At 61.4% G+C, this 16,498-nt stretch carries 13 protein-coding genes; 2 read left to right on the top strand and 11 right to left on the bottom strand.

All coding sequences use genetic code 11. From position 1 onward, the window contains the following. Positions 1 to 89 precede the first annotated feature (89 nt). From C5F71_RS26440 to arnC, 8 genes are read right to left on the bottom strand one after another with little or no spacing between them, the layout of a single operon-like run. Complete coding sequence (locus tag C5F71_RS26440; RefSeq protein WP_104912671.1) at positions 90 to 1,685, bottom strand: glycosyltransferase family 39 protein; 1,596 nt, start codon at positions 1,683 to 1,685, stop codon at positions 90 to 92. 12 nt (positions 1,686 to 1,697) lie between these two features. Next, positions 1,698 to 3,071 (bottom strand): UDP-glucose 6-dehydrogenase, encoded by a 1,374-nt coding sequence (locus tag C5F71_RS26435; protein WP_029291660.1) that lies wholly within the window; start codon positions 3,069 to 3,071, stop codon positions 1,698 to 1,700. Next, positions 3,068 to 3,481 carry a 4-amino-4-deoxy-L-arabinose-phosphoundecaprenol flippase subunit ArnF gene (gene arnF, locus C5F71_RS26430; RefSeq protein ID WP_029291662.1) on the bottom strand — a complete coding sequence of 138 codons (414 nt, stop codon included), beginning with the start codon at positions 3,479 to 3,481 and terminating at the stop codon, positions 3,068 to 3,070. Before arnF ends, C5F71_RS26435 begins: the two co-directional genes overlap by 4 nt. After that, positions 3,478 to 3,825: a 4-amino-4-deoxy-L-arabinose-phosphoundecaprenol flippase subunit ArnE gene (gene arnE / locus C5F71_RS26425; protein WP_104912395.1), complete on the bottom strand. Its 348-nt coding sequence runs from the start codon at positions 3,823 to 3,825 to the stop codon at positions 3,478 to 3,480. Before arnE ends, arnF begins: the two co-directional genes overlap by 4 nt. Further along, the gene (gene arnT / locus C5F71_RS26420) at positions 3,822 to 5,477 is read right to left on the bottom strand and encodes a lipid IV(A) 4-amino-4-deoxy-L-arabinosyltransferase (protein ID WP_104912394.1); all 1,656 of its coding nucleotides are present in this window, start codon (positions 5,475 to 5,477) and stop codon (positions 3,822 to 3,824) included. Before arnT ends, arnE begins: the two co-directional genes overlap by 4 nt. Next, entirely contained in the window at positions 5,474 to 6,361 is an 888-nt protein-coding gene (gene arnD, locus C5F71_RS26415; protein WP_371923404.1) for a 4-deoxy-4-formamido-L-arabinose-phosphoundecaprenol deformylase, read from the bottom strand. The genes arnT and arnD overlap by 4 nt, the downstream gene beginning before the upstream one ends. Further along, entirely contained in the window at positions 6,358 to 8,361 is a 2,004-nt protein-coding gene (gene arnA / locus C5F71_RS26410; RefSeq protein WP_029291671.1) for a bifunctional UDP-4-amino-4-deoxy-L-arabinose formyltransferase/UDP-glucuronic acid oxidase ArnA, read from the bottom strand. The genes arnD and arnA overlap by 4 nt, the downstream gene beginning before the upstream one ends. After that, positions 8,358 to 9,392 (bottom strand): undecaprenyl-phosphate 4-deoxy-4-formamido-L-arabinose transferase, encoded by a 1,035-nt coding sequence (arnC, locus tag C5F71_RS26405; RefSeq protein WP_104912392.1) that lies wholly within the window; start codon positions 9,390 to 9,392, stop codon positions 8,358 to 8,360. Before arnC ends, arnA begins: the two co-directional genes overlap by 4 nt. A 453-nt stretch (positions 9,393 to 9,845) precedes the next feature. Here arnC and C5F71_RS26400 point away from each other — a divergent pair, with 453 nt between their 5' ends. Both C5F71_RS26400 and xerC read left to right on the top strand, forming a co-directional pair. After that, entirely contained in the window at positions 9,846 to 10,640 is a 795-nt protein-coding gene (locus C5F71_RS26400; protein WP_104912391.1) for a M949_RS01915 family surface polysaccharide biosynthesis protein, read from the top strand. Positions 10,641 to 10,748: 108 nt separating this feature from the next. After that, a complete protein-coding gene (xerC, locus tag C5F71_RS26395) occupies positions 10,749 to 11,663 on the top strand; it encodes a tyrosine recombinase XerC (protein WP_104912390.1) in 915 nt (304 codons plus the stop codon). Between the two features lie 635 nt (positions 11,664 to 12,298). On the opposite strand, the gene C5F71_RS26390 is transcribed toward xerC, so the two are convergent. The 3 genes from C5F71_RS26390 to C5F71_RS26380 form a co-directional block, all read right to left on the bottom strand. Beyond that, positions 12,299 to 14,866, bottom strand: coding sequence for a fimbria/pilus outer membrane usher protein (locus C5F71_RS26390; protein ID WP_104912389.1), 2,568 nt, complete (start codon positions 14,864 to 14,866; stop codon positions 12,299 to 12,301). 89 nt (positions 14,867 to 14,955) lie between these two features. Continuing rightward, on the bottom strand, positions 14,956 to 15,702 hold the full coding sequence (locus C5F71_RS26385) for a molecular chaperone (RefSeq protein ID WP_029291681.1): 747 nt from the start codon (positions 15,700 to 15,702) through the stop codon (positions 14,956 to 14,958). Positions 15,703 to 15,776: 74 nt separating this feature from the next. Beyond that, positions 15,777 to 16,382 (bottom strand): fimbrial protein, encoded by a 606-nt coding sequence (locus C5F71_RS26380; RefSeq protein WP_070994850.1) that lies wholly within the window; start codon positions 16,380 to 16,382, stop codon positions 15,777 to 15,779. Between the last annotated feature and the right edge of the window lie 116 nt (positions 16,383 to 16,498).

Raw genomic sequence — 16,498 nt, 5'->3', positions numbered from 1 at the left:
GTAACGCTGGGGTCATAGGGCCGGTAGAGGCGCCGCTACCGGTATTTACGGATACAAACGTAGGAGCTTTCTTGATAAAAGCCCCCCACTCAGTCACCCGTACCCAGATGCAGCAACACATAGGTGTTTTTATCGAACTGCCCAGTGAGAACCGGCGTCATGCCATGCCAGCGTGGCTCGCCCAGACGCATGAAATCCGCCTTGTCCATCACCAGCCATGCCGGCACGGGCACTGCTGCCAGGTCGCCAGGGGCTTGGGTGAACAATGGCACCCGGTCACATTCCACATTGACCATGAATTTGATGGCCTTGGCGTCTTTACCCAGGCCATGCAATACCAGGGGCGCCGGGTGCTGCCGGATCAATGCATGAGCCTCGCGGGCAAAGGTGCGGGTGTCATACAGGCGCCGTTCCAGGGGTTCGACCATCAGGATATATACGCTCCACACCGCCAGCACCGCGCAAAACGCCGGCCCGACCGGGCGCCAGTGCCACTTGAGGAGCATCCCGGCGACAACGACCTGCAAGCCAATCAGCAGGCCAACCACGCCCTGGAAATGCTCCAACTGCGCACCAAAGCGATGGCGCGCCACCACTAGCGCCCCCATCAACAGCCCCGGGCTCACTGCCCATAACACCAGCATCAAGCCTCGCAGCGCCTTGAACAGGCGGCCATCTGCCCGATGGAACGGGTACGCGGCGATGATCGCCACCATGGGCATCATGGGCAACAGATAGCGGGCTTTCTTCGCCTCGGGGATCGACAGGCCGAGCATCACGATCAAGCCCGCCGCCGTACAGCCCAGCAGCAACTGCCAACCACTGTCAGACATACGCCGGCCATTGAGCAGCACCGCAAGCAGCGCCAGCAGGGCCAACGGGTATGCCAGGGCGTAGTTGCCCAGGGAGCTGGTGAAGTAATACAACACGCTGCTTGATCCTTCGCGGCCATCCATGCGCCCGAGGAACTGCATGCGGATCACGTCCTGCATAAAGGCCTCGCCGCCACTGACCTTGGCCAGCAACAACAGCAACCCTATGCAGGCCACCAGCAACGCCAGGGCCAGCAGGCCGAAGCTGAACAACGGGCGCCACTGGCGATTGAGCAGGTAAAAGCTGCACAACACGCCGGCAGGGATCACCAGGCCGATGGGCCCGCGAATCGCAAAGCCGAGCAATAACAGGAGCAATAGCCACGGCAGGCGCCGGGGGCTGGCGAAGTGATCGTGGGCGTAGCCCAGGTAAAACACTGCCAGCGTCACCGCCGCCAACATCTGGTCCAGGGACACCGAGCGGGTTTCGCTGATAAACGTACTGCTCAGCAACAGCAACGCAACACTCAGCAACGCCCAGCGCCGCGAGTAGGGCGCGGTCAGGCGGTAGACCAGGGCGACGATCACTGCCGACGCAATGGCCGTCGGCAGCCAGGCGCTGAGGCTGGTGACGCGCCCCAGGGGCAGCGACAACAGCCAGGTCAACAAGGTTGAGGTCGACAGGTAGTCGGCATACGGCTGGCCATAGGTCGAGGGGAAAAATCCCGGCCCATGGCGCAGCATTTCCTGGGCGAACAGCACAAAGCGCGAGTCGAAACCGATAATTGCATGGTCCCAGTTGCCGGCGATAAACAGCAGCAGCGCCAGCAGCCCTATACCCCAGGACTGGCGGCGCAAGGTTGCGCCGAGCATGTTGTCCACGCCTCAGGCCTCCAGCAACCGTGGCAGCCACTGTTGCTGGGGGATCGGCAGGTCGCAGGATTGCCCACGGCCCATGGGGAAGTAATGGAAGCCCTTGCGCGCCAGGCGCTCGGCGTCATACAGGTTGCGCCCGTCAAAGATCACCGGTGCCTTGAGGCGTGCGTGCAGCAGGTCGAAGTCCGGCGCCTTGAATTGCTGCCACTCGGTGCAGATGATCAAGGCGTCGGCCCCGCCCAGGGTTGATTCCGGGGTGCCCATCAGCATCAGGCGCGGGTCATCGCCGTATAGCCTCTGGGTTTCCTGCATGGCCTCGGGGTCGAAGGCCCGCACGTTGGCGCCGGCGGCCCATAGTGACTCCATCAGCACCCGGCTCGGTGCGTCGCGCATGTCGTCGGTGTTGGGCTTGAACGCCAGGCCCCACAAGGCGAAGGTCTTGCCGCGCAGGTCGCCTTTGTAGAACGCGCGGATCCGTTCGAACAGTTTGCTTTTCTGCCGCTGGTTGATGGCTTCCACCGCTTCGAGCAAATCACTCGAGCAATTGGCTTGGCGGGCGCTGTGGATCAGCGCGCGCATGTCCTTGGGGAAGCACGAGCCACCGTAGCCGCAGCCAGGGTAGATAAAGTGGTAGCCGATCCGCGAATCGGCACCGATGCCCAGGCGCACCGACTCGATATCGGCGCCCAGGTGCTCGGCCAGTTCGGCGATCTGGTTGATAAAGCTGATTTTCGTGGCCAGCATGCAGTTGGCGGCGTATTTGGTCAGCTCGGCACTACGCACATCCATGAAGATGATGCGGTCATGGTTGCGGTTGAACGGCGCGTACAAGTCGCGCATTACCTCGCGCACCTCTTCGCGCTCGCAGCCGATGATGATCCGGTCGGGGCGGCGGCAGTCGGCCACGGCAGAGCCTTCCTTGAGGAATTCCGGGTTGGAGACAATATCGAACACCAGGCTGCGCCCGGCCAACGCCTTGTCGATGTGCGCGCGCAAGGTGTCGCCGGTACCCACCGGGACCGTGGACTTCTCCACCAGGATCACCGGTTCGACGCGATGACGGGCCACCGCATCGCCCACCGACAGCACGTACTTCAAATCGGCCGAACCGTCCTCGTCCGAAGGTGTGCCGACCGCAATAAACAGCACTTCGCCATGCTCGACCGCGAGTTTTTCCTGGCTGGTAAAGGTCAACCGGCCGTTTTCCAGGTTTTCCCGCACCAGGCTGGCAAGCCCCGGCTCGAAAATGCTCACATGGCCCTGTTGCAGCAGGCGCACCTTGTTTTCGTCAACGTCCATGCAGATCACATCGTGACCGACCTCGGCCAATACGGTGGCCTGTACCAGGCCAACGTAACCACTACCAAATACGCTGATTTTCATGGGGCATTCCTGGGGCTTGTGTTGCCGATACGACGGGAGTTGATTGTCAAGACGCCGAGGATGACCAGTGCCACCCCCAAGGTTCGCGACAGGGAAAAGGGTTCGTTGAAGCCCGGCAGGCTGGCTGCCAACAGGTACACCAGCACGTAGCTGATACTCAGCAACGAATAGGCGCGCCCCAGGGGCAAGTACTGCAGTGCGCCGAGCCAGCAGAGCATCGACAGCGCATAGGCAACAATCGCCATGACCACTACGCCCAACGCCAGCGGATCCACCGTGGCGTTACCGAGTGCAGTGAGCCAGTCGGCGGGCAAGGGCAGGCGCGTCATGCTCCAGCGCATGCCCAACTGGGCAGCGCTCACCAGCGCGACGCTGGATAACGCCAAGGTAAAACCACGTAACCGGCTCATACCTGGCCCCCCAGCAACAGCACGCCCGCCATCACCAGGGCCACGCCAAACCAGTGGCGGCGATCCACCGGCTCATGGAACACAAAGCGCGCCACCAGGGTAATCAAGACAAAATTCAGGCTGAGCATCGGGTAGGCAATCCCCACCTCCAGGCGTTGCAGCACCAGCAGCCACACCAGCAGGCCCAGGCCCAGGCACAACAGGGCCAGCCACAGCCAGGGCGAGCGCAGTTTCAAGGCCCAGCCCGCGGGCTGGTCGCGCCAGCCTTCGACGGCATACTTTTGGGCGATCTGGCCCATGCAGGTCAGCAGGCACGCGGCCAGGAGCAGCAGCAGGGTGATCAAGGCGCCACCTGTGGGAATACCAGGATCACCATGTTGCCTTGCTCGTAGCGCTTGCCATCTTTGGGCAGCAACTCGACCTCGCGTACTTCACTCTCGCCCTTGACGCGCATCACCACGCCCACCGAGCCCTGTTTGCGGGCCTCGGTCATCCATTGCTGGACTTGCGTGGTGTCGACCCGGCGATTGGCCGCATCGGCGTAGGCAAGGCCATATTTGACTTCGCCCAGGGTGTCGTACAGCGTCACGTCCGGGCGCTTGAGCCGCCACGCCAGGGACGAGGCGGCGCCCAGGTCGTTGCTCAGCAAGCGTTGGGTGCCTGCCAGCTCTTCGACGTGGTCAATGATGAACTGGTCCGGGGTCTTGTTATAAACCACCGAGTGCGGCAACGCCGCCGGCACCAGGGCCACCAGCAACCAACTGCCCAGGGCAGGCGCCGCCCACAGGCGCAACGGGCGAGCCACCTGTAGCAGGTTGGCGATGATCCAGCCCAACAGCACGATAAACACCAGCACCAGGCTCAGCAGTTCCTGCTGGTGGGCAAAAATCGGCTTCTTCAACTGGAAATACACAATGGCCAGCAGGCCCAGTACGCCAAGGATCAGGTTGAGCCCGCCGTTGATTTGCAACACTCGGCCACGGGCCTGGGCCAGTTTGTCCGCCAGGGTGTTGCCCATCAGCAATGCCAAAGGCAGCAGGCACGGCAGGATGTAAGCCGGCAGCTTGCCCTTGCTCAGGCTGAAAAACGCCAGGGGCATCAGCAGCCACAACAATAGGAAGCCGGTCTTGTGCGTACGCTTTTGCTGCCACGCCTGCTTCAGGGTGGAGGGCAACAGCGCCAGCCACGGTAGGCTGAACGCGGCCAGCAACGGCAAGTAGTACCACCAGGCCTCCTCGTGCTGGGCATCTTCACCGGCAAAACGCTGGATGTGTTCGTGCCAGAAAAAGAAGTTCCAGTAGTCCGGTTCCTGGGCATGCACCATCAGCGCCCAGGGCAGGCTGACCACAATTGCCACCACCACCGCGACCACGCCATAGGTCAGCAACTCACGAAAGCGTTTTTGCCAGACCATGTAGGGCAGGGCGACCAGCACCGGCAGCAGCCACGCCAGAAAGCCCTTGGTCATGAAGCCCATGGCGCAGGCCAGTCCCAGCAATGCCCAGGCGCCCAGGCGGGCGCGCCGGCCGTGGCTGTCGATACACAGCCACAGCGCCACGCCGCTGAGGTTGACCCAGAAGCTGAACTGCGGGTCGAGGTTGGCGTAGCCACCGGACATCGCCACGCTGACAAAACTCATGTACAGCACAGCGCTGGCCAGGCTCTTGCGTGGATCGTTCCACAGGCGCTGGGCCATGAAGTACACCAACAGGATGCTCAAGCCCGTGGCCAGCGCCGAGGCCACACGCACACCGAACAGGTTCTGCCCGAACACGGCCTGGCCCAGGGCGATCATCCAGTAACCGGCCGCCGGTTTTTCGAAGTAACGCAGGCCCATAAAGTGCGGGGACGCCCATTTGCCCGTCAGCAGCATTTCCTGGCTGATCTGCGCGTAGCGGCTTTCATCCGGAATCCACAGGCCATGGGTGGCCATCGGCAACAGGTAACACAGGCCGAAGACCAACAGGAGCAGGGGCAGCGCCCAACGTCGGATCATGCCTTTTGCACTCCCAGCCAGCCTTCGCGGCCGCCGAGTACGCCGCGTGTCAGATGCGCCTGGGGCAGGCTCGCCGGATCGGCCGGCAACAAGTTGCCCAAGGGCTGGAATTGAATGCCGCGCTGCCGTGCCTGGGCAAGCAACTTGCGAAACTCATTAGCCATCAGAATCCCTTCTACTTCTGCGTGGATCGTATAGACGTTGAGTGTCGATTCGGTGAACCGATCAAGAATAAAGCCGTTGAAGTCCTTGGCCGCGACCTGTGGCCCGACCACTTCGTCGAAGGTCGGCAAGTCCACCGGGATCTGTGGGGTGCCGGCACTGCCGTCGGCGAGCGTCGGGCGAAACACGCTGGTGCCGCGACAATCGCTGTTGTAGCGCAGGCCAAAGCCTTGCTTGGCCTGCACCACACGCTCGTCGGCGCGCCAGCCGGCGGCGGCGGAACAGTCCACGGGCTGGCCAAGAATGTCGCTCAGGGTGTCGAGCCCACGGCGCATCTGTTCCACCAGTTGCGCGTTGCTCCAACGGCCGGCATTGGCCTGCCAGCCATGGTGATCCCAGGCGTGCAGGCCCACTTCGTGGCCGGCGGCCCTGGCCTGGCGCATCAAATGCCCCAGGTCGCGGCCAATCGGCTTGCCCGGCCAGGCGGTGCCGGCCAGCAGGATGTCCCAGCCGTACAGCCCGGCCGCGTTGGAGCGCAGCATCTTCCACAGGAACTGCGGGCGGATCAGGCGCCACAGATGCCGGCCCATATTGTCCGGGCCGACACTGAAGAAAAACGTCGCCTTGATGCCGGCCTCATCCAGCAACTCCAGCAACCTTGGCACCCCATCGCGGGTGCCTCGGTAGGTGTCGACGTCAATGCGCAGACCTGCCTTCATTATTTGCCTGCTTCGCTGGACTGGGCGATTTCCAGCATCGCTTCACGCAGGAAGAAATCCAGGGTGTTGCCGATGGTTTCGCTCATCTCCACGCTCGGCTCCCAGTTCAGCAGGCGCTTGGCGTTGGCAATACTTGGCTTGCGGTGCGCCACGTCCTGATACCCGGCGCCGTAGAACGCCTTGCTTTCCACTTCGCGAAAACCCGCGAACGGTGGGAAGTTGCCACGCAATGGGTGAGCCTCGAACTGGCGCAGCAGCTCTTCGCCCAACTGGCGGATGCTGGCTTCGTTGTCCGGGTTGCCGATGTTGATGATCTGGCCGTTGCAAGCGTCGTTATCGTTGTCGATGATCCGCGCCAGGGCCTCGATGCCGTCGGCGATATCGGTGAAGCAGCGTTTTTGCTCGCCACCGTCAAACAGGCGGATTGGCGTACCTTCCACCAGGTTGAGGATCAACTGAGTGATCGCCCGGGAGCTGCCGATACGCGCCGAGTCGAGGCGATCCAGGCGCGGGCCCATCCAGTTGAACGGGCGGAACAGGGTGAAATTCAGGCCCTTGGCGCCATAGGCCCAGATCACCCGGTCCAGCAGTTGCTTGGATACCGAGTAGATCCAGCGCTGCTTGTTGATCGGCCCCACCACCAGGTTGGAGGTGTCTTCGTCAAAATTCTGGTCCTGGCACATGCCATAGACTTCGGAGGTCGATGGGAAGATCACGCGCTTGTTGTACTTGACGCAGTAGCGCACCAGCTTGAGGTTTTCTTCGAAATCCAGCTCGAACACGCGCAACGGGTTGCGGGTGTATTCGATTGGCGTGGCGATGGCCACCAGCGGCAGGACCACGTCGCACTTCTTGATGTGGTATTCGATCCACTCGGAGTGAATGCTGATATCGCCTTCCACATAATGGAAGTTGGGATGGCTGCGCAGGCGTTCGATAGCGTCAGAGCCAATATCCAGGCCGTAGACTTCGTAGCGATCATCGCGCAACAGGCGCTCGGACAGGTGGTTGCCGATAAAACCGTTGACACCCAGGATCAGCACACGGGTCCGCCGTGGCTTGCGGCCCGACTCGGCGCCACGCAGCACCGAGCCATCCACCAGCCCCAGCTCATCGGCCAGGGCCGGGCCTGTGAGGTACAGGCCGTGGTCGTTGCGCTGGCCGAAGTTGATCACCAGGGAGTCTTCACCGCAGGCAATGCGCAGCGGGTTGACGCTGATCACGCGACCGGGCGCCTGGCCTTCGTTGCCCTTGACCACCTCGGCTTGCCACACGATCAGCTTGTGCTCGCCCACGGCACAGAAGGCGCCGGGGTAGGGCTGGGTCACGGCGCGTACCAGGTTGTACAGCGCCTCAGCAGGCTTGCTCCACACCAGCTTGCCGTCTGCCGCGGTGCGGCGGCCGAAGCAGGTAGCCTGGCTTTCGTCCTGGGCAGTTTCGCTCAACGTGCCCTTGGCCAGTTGCGGCAGCGCATCGCGCAGCAGCTGGGTGGCGGCCTCGCGCAACTTGGCGTGGAGCGTCAGGCCGGTGTCGCTGCGTTCGATCATGACCTTTTGCTGGGCGAGGATCGCGCCGGCATCGGCACGCTTGACCATGCGGTGCAGGGTCACGCCGGTTTCGGTTTCACCGTTGACCAGCACCCAATTGGCCGGCGCGCGGCCACGGTACTTGGGCAGCAGGGAACCGTGCAGGTTGAATGCGCCCTGGCGCGCGGTGGCCAGCAGTGCCTCGCCCAGCAGGTTGCGGTAGTAGAACGAGAAGATGAAATCCGGGTTCAGCTTGGCGACACGCTCGACCCACAGGGGGTGGTTGGCGTCTTCCGGCGCGTGCACCGGGATGCCGTGGCGTGCGCACAGCTGGGCGACCGAGCCGTAGAAGGTGTTTTCCTTGGGGTCGTCGGCATGGGTGAACACTGCAGCAATGTCGTAACCCGCAGCGAGCAGGGCTTCAATGCCTGCACAGCCAATGTCGTGGTAAGCGAAGACAACAGCTTTTGAACTCATGACGGAACCTGATTGGAAGGTGAAGTGGAAGGCTGGGAAGAGGGCAGGCCATCGACGATGACCACCGGCGCGGGCGCTGCTGGCTCGTTGCGCAGCACCTTTTCAATAAAGAAGCGTGGGCGCGCGCGCACATCGCTGTACATGCGCCCCAGGTACTCGCCCAACAGGCCCATGCCGATGAACTGGCCGCCGGTAAACACAAACAGCACGGCGAACAGCACGAACAGGCCATCACCGGCCCAATCGGCACCAAAGGCCAGGCGCATGACGATCAGGGCGAACGCAAACAGCATGCCCAGGGCCGCCAGGCTGAAGCCGACGATGGACAGCAGGCGCAGGGGCGTGGTGGTCATGCAGGTCAGCAAGTCGAACATCAGGCTGATCAGGCGCATGGCGCTGTACTTGGATTCGCCGTGTTCGCGCTCGGCGTGGTGCACCGGGATCTCGGTGGTGTGGCGCGCAAAACCGTTGGCCAGGATCGGGATAAAGGTGCTGCGCTCACGGCAGGCGAGCATGGCGTCGACAATGGTGCGCCGGTAAGCGCGCAGCATGCAGCCGTAATCGCTCATGGCCACGCCGGTGGAGCGTTGCACGGCCAGGTTGATCAGGCGCGAAGGCCAGCGGCGGAAGGCCGAGTCCTGGCGGTTGTTGCGCACGGTGGCAACCACGTCGTAGCCCAACGCGGCTTGCTCGACCAGGCGTGGGATCTCTTCGGGCGGGTTTTGCAGGTCGGCGTCGAGGGTAATCACCACCTCGCCCCGGCATTGCTCGAAACCGGCCATGATTGCCGCATGCTGGCCGTAGTTGCGGTTCAGGATCACGGCCACCACATGGCTGCCTGGTTCACCTGCCGCGTCTTCCAGCAATTGCGCGGAACTGTCGCGGCTGCCGTCGTCCACCAGGATGATTTCGTATTCGTAGGCCAACTGCTTACACGCAGCACGGGTACGGCGCAACAGTTCGGGCAGGCTCTGTTCTTCGTTGTAGACCGGGATAACGATCGACACGCAATGAATAGGGTAGGGTTTCAAAGATTCATGACCTCGGTTTTAGAGCAACTTCAAGCGTAGAGATGACAACAAACAGCGGATGAAAGTGCGGGCAACTGAATAAAAAACAGCCGTGTGCATAGCCATCCTGAGTAAAGCCCATAACGACCAAAGGTAAAGCATTATCAAAGGGTTAGTCAGCAAAACGCGGTTTGCACCAAGTACTGCGGCCAAGATTAAGCGCAAATGTGTCCAGCGAATATGAAAGGCGGATGAAAAACTCGTTTATTTGTTGGGCAGACAGCGAGTGTTCAGCTAGACAATAAAGAACCCAGACAAACGATAACTGTTTGCGCTGTAGTCCCAGTCTGTAAGTGCTTTAGTGCGTATGTACGGTGAATTAACCGGGTTTGCACTCAGTCCCGCCTGACGAATCTTCTCTGCATCCCCCTGCAAGTCCCGGTAAAGTAAGCGATCTCTTGCCTGGGTAGTCGGATGAATAGCGTGCAGTTTTTACGCGGCCAGTTACGGCCGGTCTTGATGGTGATGGCGCTCGGGGCGGCCCATGCAGCTGTGGCGGCCGAGGAAATGAAGCTGACGCCGCTGAGCCAGGTTCCGCTCGGGATCGAGGTCCGGGGCAAGCAGGTGGCCGCGTATAGCTGGGATGATCGCCAGGGCCGTAACCTGCTGGTGTTGGCTGAACAGGAAGCCGGCGAGCGTGATGACGACGGGACGCAGTCGGCGTCGATCTACGCCGCCCAGTACCTGTTGGAGGGGGATCGCCCCAAGCGCCTGTGGATGCTGCATGACGATGTGCAGCGCTGCGAATTCGACGCCAGCCTGCACTTTGATAACGCCGCGACCCGCGTCACCGACCTGCTGGATGACGGCCTGAGCCAGGTGACCGTGGGCTACTCGCGTACCTGCACCAGCGATGTCAGCCCCCGGGAGTTCAAGCTGATCATGCACATCGGCAAGTCGCACAAATACGGGCTGCGTGGTGTAGACCGTTACGGAGCCAGTTGGTGGGACGAAGAAGCCGGTGCGCTGCGCGGTATGCCGCTGCCCACCGATTGCAGCGTTGCCGGGCAGCAGGCGTTGGTCAGTCAGTACAAGGAGCAGGGCACCGACCTGCCATTGCCAGGCTGCTACAACGACGAGCATGACTTCGCCAAGGCGCCCGCCACGCTGTTGGCTTTCATGCGCCGGCAGTGGTTTGCGCTGATGCAAAAACAGGACGTGGACTGGGGCCAGCAGCAAAGCCCGGCACCCGCAGAGGATGAGCCCTAGTTTGGTATGCGGCGCCGACCTGCGTTAGACTCGGCGCTCGCCAAACCACTAAATACCGAGATTAAACATAGGCTTAGTCTCGATATTTAATCTCAAGGCTGATCTATTTTGACCGAGATTTCCCGCAATCCCCTGACCCTGTATCTCGCGCGCCTGGCGCCCTCTAGCCAACTGACCATGCGCTACGTGCTGCAGGATGCGGCCGACCGCCTGGGTTTCGAAGAGATCAACCTCGAAGATATCGACTGGCACCTGCTGCAACCGGAGCACGTGATGGCTTTGGTCGCCGTGCTGCGTGAAGACGGGTATGCGCCCAACACATCGTCGCTGTATGTCAACGCGGTGCGCGGGGTGATGAACGAAGCCTGGCGCACCAGCCTGATCAGCCAGGAACACTTGCTGAAGATGCGCTCGGTCAAAGCCACCTCCGGCACGCGCTTGAGCCAGGGGCGTAACCTGCGTCGCACCTTGATCCGCGAATTGATGGACGTCTGCGCCGCCGACCCAAGGCCGCAAGGGCTGCGGGATGCGGCAGTCATCGGGATCCTGTATGGCTCGGGGATGCGCAAGTCAGAATCGGTCAACCTCGACCTGGCCCAGGTCAACTTTGCAGAGCGCAGCCTGCGGGTGATGGGCAAGGGCAATAAAGAGTTGATCAAGTACGCGCCGGCCTGGGCGTTTGCCAAGTTGCAGGCCTGGCTGGAATTTCGCCGCGAGCACTTGAAGGAAGGGGAACAGGACGATAATTTCCTGTTCAACCGCATCCGCCGAGGCAGCCATATCACCCGCGAACGCATTACCAAACATGCCATTTACTACATCGCCCGCCAACGCGGCGAACAGGTGGGTGTGAAAATCATGCCCCATGATTTCCGGCGCTCGTTTATTACCCGGGTGATCGAGGAGCATGACTTGTCGATTGCACAGAAACTGGCGCATCACACCAATATCCAGACCACCGCCAGCTACGATGTGCGTGATGACAACGAGCGGCGGCGCGCGATTGATCGGTTTGACCTTTGATCGCTGGAGAGTGAACACACCCCTTGTGGCGAGCGGGCTTGCCCCGCACTGGGTGGCGAAGCCGCCCCAATAGCCTCACCCCGTTCTGCCAGGTACACCGAGGTGGCTGGTTTTGGGGCTGCTGCGCAGCCCATCGGGGGACAAGCCCCCTCGCCACAAGGGGGAGCTTTAGCAGTCCGAAACCTGTTGTCGACCGCTAGCTTTTTGTGGCGAGCGGGCTTGCCCCGCGCTGGGTGGCGAAGTCGCCCCAATAGCCTCACCCCGTTCTGCCAGGTACACCGAGGTGGCTGGTTTTGGGGCTGCTGCGCAGCCCATCGGGGGACAAGCCCCCTCGCCACAAGGGGGAGCTTTGTCGACCGCTAGCTTTTTGTGGCGAGCGGGCTTGCCCCGCGCTGGGTGGCGAAGCCGCCCCAATAGCCTCACCCCGTTCTGCCAGGTATACCGAGGTGGCTGGTTTTGGGGCTGCTGCGCAGCCCATCGGGGGGCAAGCCCCCTCGCCACAAGGGGGAGCTTTGTAGACCGCTAGCTTTTTGTGGCGAGCGGGCTTGCCCCGCGCTGGGTGGCGAAGCCGCCCCAACAGCTTCACCCAGTTCTGCCACAGCGTTCCCATTGAACCATGAGCCAAAAGCTGCTTTTTAAAGACCTTGAACGCTGTGACACACCAACGCCTGGCGCTCGTAGTTCAGCGCCTTGTTTTGTGCAGGCAGCGCATACGGCGCAGTGCATTGCTGGTCACCCCACTTGATCGTCAGGCTGCCTTGGTCCTCTTCGACCAGTACCAAGGCATTGCCGCTGGGATCGGCGATGGCCAGCTGTTTGCCGCTGGCGTCTTCCAGTGAGGCGCCGAACGCCATGCGCTGGTGCTGCGCATTAAATAGCTCAAACAGCACGCGCCGCCCGGTTTTGCCGCTGTAGCGGGCCAATACCACCGCACCGCGGCGCGGTACTAACTGCTGCGTGGCCTGGGTGATTTCAACATCGCCGCCCAGGTCGCGGGTGTCGAGGCTGATCCAGTTCACCCGATAAGGCTGTGCCGAGGGCACCACGGCATAGCCGTTGCGCCCGGTTTCAACCCCGCTGTAGCTGCTGACTTTAGCCCCGCTGATACCCGGCACCTGAACCAAGGCAAAGGTTTCGCTGACGGTCTGCCCCAGGTTGATGCCACCGGCGTGCGCCACCACTGAGCCTGCAACGTTAAGGTTTTGTGCGTCGTACCCACGGCCCTGGCTATACCCCAGGCTGATATCGGCCATGGACGTGCGGCTATTGATGTTGGCCGATCCCGATTGGCCACCCGTTCGGCTATGCCCGGCCTGGACCGAATAGAACACATCGCTGGTATCGGCCACATAACCGTTGATACCCGCCTGGGTGCTGGTATCGCCTTGCTGGGTGCTGGTGGTGACGAATGCACGCGGCGCCCGGGGCTGGCTGCCCAAGGGGAACGAAAAGGACAGGTTGAACTGCGTGTCGGAGTCCGGTGCGCCCCAACTGGCAATCTGTTTGGTGCGTGTCACCCCCAGGTTGTAGCTAAGGTCGCCCCAGTTGTTGTTGTACCCCGCCGAAAAGCTCTGGGAGCCGCCACGGTTCCAATAGCGCTGGTCGGTGGCGTTCAAGTAAAGGCTGCCGAACTCGCGGTTGCGCCCGATGCTTTGGTTGATCGTCAGGTCGGTGCGGGTTTTCGAGTTGCCCGTACGCTTGACGGCACCTTCACTGGTGTCCTCGACGTGGTCGGTCAGGGTGCGGTAGCCCTCGGTCGAGTAACGATAGGCGGCCAGGGTGAAGTTGGTGTCGGTGCCGGCAAAGGTCTTGGCATACAACGCACGCACGCTGTTGCCCTGGGTCGTTTGCCCTTGGGCGGCGCTTGAGGAGTGAGTGACGTCCATCGACACCGCGCCCAGCGACGTGTTTTTGCCAACCCCCAGGGAGAGTGCCTTGTAGTCTTCGCTCACTTGCAGGCCGACAATCGCGCTGAGGTTGCTGGTGAGCCCGTAGGCGAGGGTGCTACTGACAAACTGCGGGCTCGCCAAGCCGTCAGCATTGCTGCTGAATTTACCGGCTGAAACGCTGTATTTGACCTGGCCTTCACGCACCATGATCGGCAGGCTGGAGAACGCCTGGGTGGTCACGCGCCGACGGCCGTCGGCCTCGATGATGGTGATTTCCAGGTCGCCGTTCGAGCCGCTGGGGTAGATATCGTTGATCTCGAAAGGCCCGGGCGCGACGTTGGCGGTGTAGAGGATGTAGTCGTTCTGGCGGATCTCTACCGTGGCGTTGGTCTGTGCCACGCCACGAATCACCGGTGCATAACCGCGCTCGCTGTCGGCGCGCATGCCTTCGTCGGACGCCAGTTTCACGCCTCGGTAACGCACGCTGTCGAACAGGTCGGTATCGGAAAAAATCTCCCCGGCACTGAACTGGCCCTTGAGCGTCGTCAGGTCATGCTGCACATAGCTGCGGTTGCTGGTGAAGTTGCTCGGCCGCCCAGTGCCATTGCTCAGGTTCGATTCGTTACGCAAGCGCCATGCGCCCAGGTTGATGCCGTTGCGCAGCCCCAAGTTGTTGTTGATGCGGGTTTCATAGTCGCCGGCGGTGCGGCTGCTATTGAGTTGATAGTTGATAAACGCTGCGGGCACGCCGTCGTCCCATAACTGGGGGTCGACATAACCGCGCATGCCCCGTTGCATCGCAACCTGTGGAATGCTCGCCGCCAGGCGCAGGCGACTGGCGTCATAGCGCAGGGTGGCCTGGTCGATCAGCGTCGGTAGGTCGTAGCAGGCCTGGGGTTGGCTGGCGTCGAGCTTGCCTTGGGCTTGCAAGAGGGTCAGGTCGATCCCCAGTTGCTTGAGCAAGTCCAGGGTCAGGCACGGATCGACCCGGCCGGTCTGCGGGTTGCGCTTGAAGTCGATGTCGCGACGGCCCACCAGGACCTCATTGCTATACAGGTCGACTCGGTAGTTACCGGGCAGCACGCTGTTGGCCGACAGCAGTTGCTGCAGGTCTACCGACGATTGAGCGCCCTGCAAAAAGGTGGTGTTGAACACTTCCAAGGACGGCTCATCGGCAACGGCCCAAACGGGCGAGCCGGCAAGAATGGCCAATGACAGCGTACTCAACTTCAGAGATGTGCACGTTGTAGACACGCGTGAAGTGCGCTCGCTTGATATGTAATGATTGGGCCTGCTGCCTAAAATAAAAAACATGCAAAGAACCTATATCATCCCTGTTTATCGGACAGGCGAGGCACGCGAGTACGCACTCGAATCGAACCTGGAGGGTTTAAGGGGAACGCTTATTGCCGGGTGCGCGCCTCAGTGGCCTTGGCCGTCAGGCGCGTGGAAAGTTGTGCGGTGTATTTATCTTGTGCGCCATAGTCGTTAATGCTGGAAAAAGACAACTGCACTGTTTCGTAACCACCGAGTTGTTTAACGCTGAACTGTTTTTCGGCGCCCGGCGCAATCATTGTCGAATCGGCAGCCAGTTCCGTTTGTTGCCCGGCCTGAAGTTTTATATCGGCCATGGACACGTGATACAGCGTCGGGTTTTTTACGCTCAGCCACGACTCGGCGCCACGCTTTTGCAGTTGCCATTCCAGTTGCGCCGGCGCCGACAGGGCGCTGCCTGGCAAACCGGCTGGCCGGAAAAATATCTTGATGCGCTGGCGTACCGCCAGTTGCAACGTGTTGTCGGAGGCGGCGGCCTGCGGGATCTCTTGCACATTGAGCCAGATCACGGATTCACGATCCGCCGGCATACCGCTGCCCTGGTAAAGAATGCGCAGCAATTGCTGCTCCTTGGCAAATATCCGTGCCAGTGGCGGGGTCACGGCGAACGGTGCAGCACTGGCTTGCGCATCGCTGGTATCGACCCAGGATTGAATCAATACATCCTGGTTACCGTTGCGCACGGTGATATTGGCTTCTTTATGCTCGCCATCGAAGACGATACGCGTGGCACTCAATGAAATGCTGGCGCCAGCCTGGGTCGCCATCAGCAGGGTCAACAACCCCAGGCCTGCGGCAATGGAACGAGGCAACATGATGTCTACCGTTTATGGGTCGGATAAATGGCGAGGCCCTGGGGCCTCGCGCGTGGCATTTACAGCCTGGGGGGTTATTCGTATTGCAGGATGAACGGCAGGGTGGCGTCACCACGACCCGCGGTGGAGGCGCCGGCTGCACCGGTGGTGACGTAGGCTGCGGCAAAGCTCAAGGTTGCATCGCCGCCTTCGGTGCCTTGGCCGTGCATGCTGCTTTCGATGCGGGCGCTGGCCGGGGAGCTGAGGTCGATCAGTGCGCCTTTGCTGTCGAGCAGGGCGATGCCGACGTTGCTTGCGCTGCCGTTGCCCGGGGTCAGGGCGAGGACTTTCTTGCCGGTGACCAGGCCCGAACCGCCGCTGTTGGCGTCAAAGATCATGGCCACTTTGGTGCCCAGGTTGCAGTTCACGTTGAGGTTGAAGTCTTTGGCTGTCACACGGCCCGAGGCCGGGTTTTCAGCGGTGCCCATGTCTTTGATCGATACCGAGCCCATGTCCACCGAGATCACGCGATCGGAGTTGGCGCCGTCGACCGAGCACGCGTCGTTGTTGATCACGCCGGTGAAAGTGATTTTGCCGCTGCCACCCAGGGTCGGGGTCGGCGCAACGGGATCTTCGGCAAATGCACTGCTGCTGGCGGCAATAACTGACACAGCGATAAGGGCCAGGGAAAACTTCTTCATGATGATGTCCGTTAGTGTTGGTTGTAGAGAGGGTTGAAACTGCCAACGAACAATAGTGATTTTAAGCCTTAGAGAGAATAAGACGATTCTTATAAAGCACTGCAAGGCAAGTTAGT

Origin of the sequence: Pseudomonas sp. LG1D9, assembly GCF_002949995.1 — a bacterium.
Taxonomy (GTDB): domain Bacteria; phylum Pseudomonadota; class Gammaproteobacteria; order Pseudomonadales; family Pseudomonadaceae; genus Aquipseudomonas; species Aquipseudomonas proteolytica.
The sequence above is the reverse complement of the archived record's forward strand: the minus strand, read 5'-3'. Positions and strand labels throughout refer to the sequence as shown.

Bases quoted from the DNA above. Each gene is read 5' to 3' on its own strand.
- arnF (WP_029291662.1), bottom strand. From the start codon at position 3,481: ATGAGCCGGTTACGTGGTTTTACCTTGGCGTTATCCAGCGTCGCGCTG.
- C5F71_RS26385 (WP_029291681.1), bottom strand. From the start codon at position 15,702: ATGTTGCCTCGTTCCATTGCCGCAGGCCTGGGGTTGTTGACCCTGCTG.
- arnT (WP_104912394.1), bottom strand. From the start codon at position 5,477: ATGATCCGACGTTGGGCGCTGCCCCTGCTCCTGTTGGTCTTCGGCCTG.
- C5F71_RS26435 (WP_029291660.1), bottom strand. From the start codon at position 3,071: ATGAAAATCAGCGTATTTGGTAGTGGTTACGTTGGCCTGGTACAGGCC.
- C5F71_RS26390 (WP_104912389.1), bottom strand. From the start codon at position 14,866: ATGTTTTTTATTTTAGGCAGCAGGCCCAATCATTACATATCAAGCGAG.
- arnA (WP_029291671.1), bottom strand. From the start codon at position 8,361: ATGAGTTCAAAAGCTGTTGTCTTCGCTTACCACGACATTGGCTGTGCA.
- C5F71_RS26400 (WP_104912391.1), top strand. From the start codon at position 9,846: ATGAATAGCGTGCAGTTTTTACGCGGCCAGTTACGGCCGGTCTTGATG.
- C5F71_RS26380 (WP_070994850.1), bottom strand. From the start codon at position 16,382: ATGAAGAAGTTTTCCCTGGCCCTTATCGCTGTGTCAGTTATTGCCGCC.
- C5F71_RS26440 (WP_104912671.1), bottom strand. From the start codon at position 1,685: ATGCTCGGCGCAACCTTGCGCCGCCAGTCCTGGGGTATAGGGCTGCTG.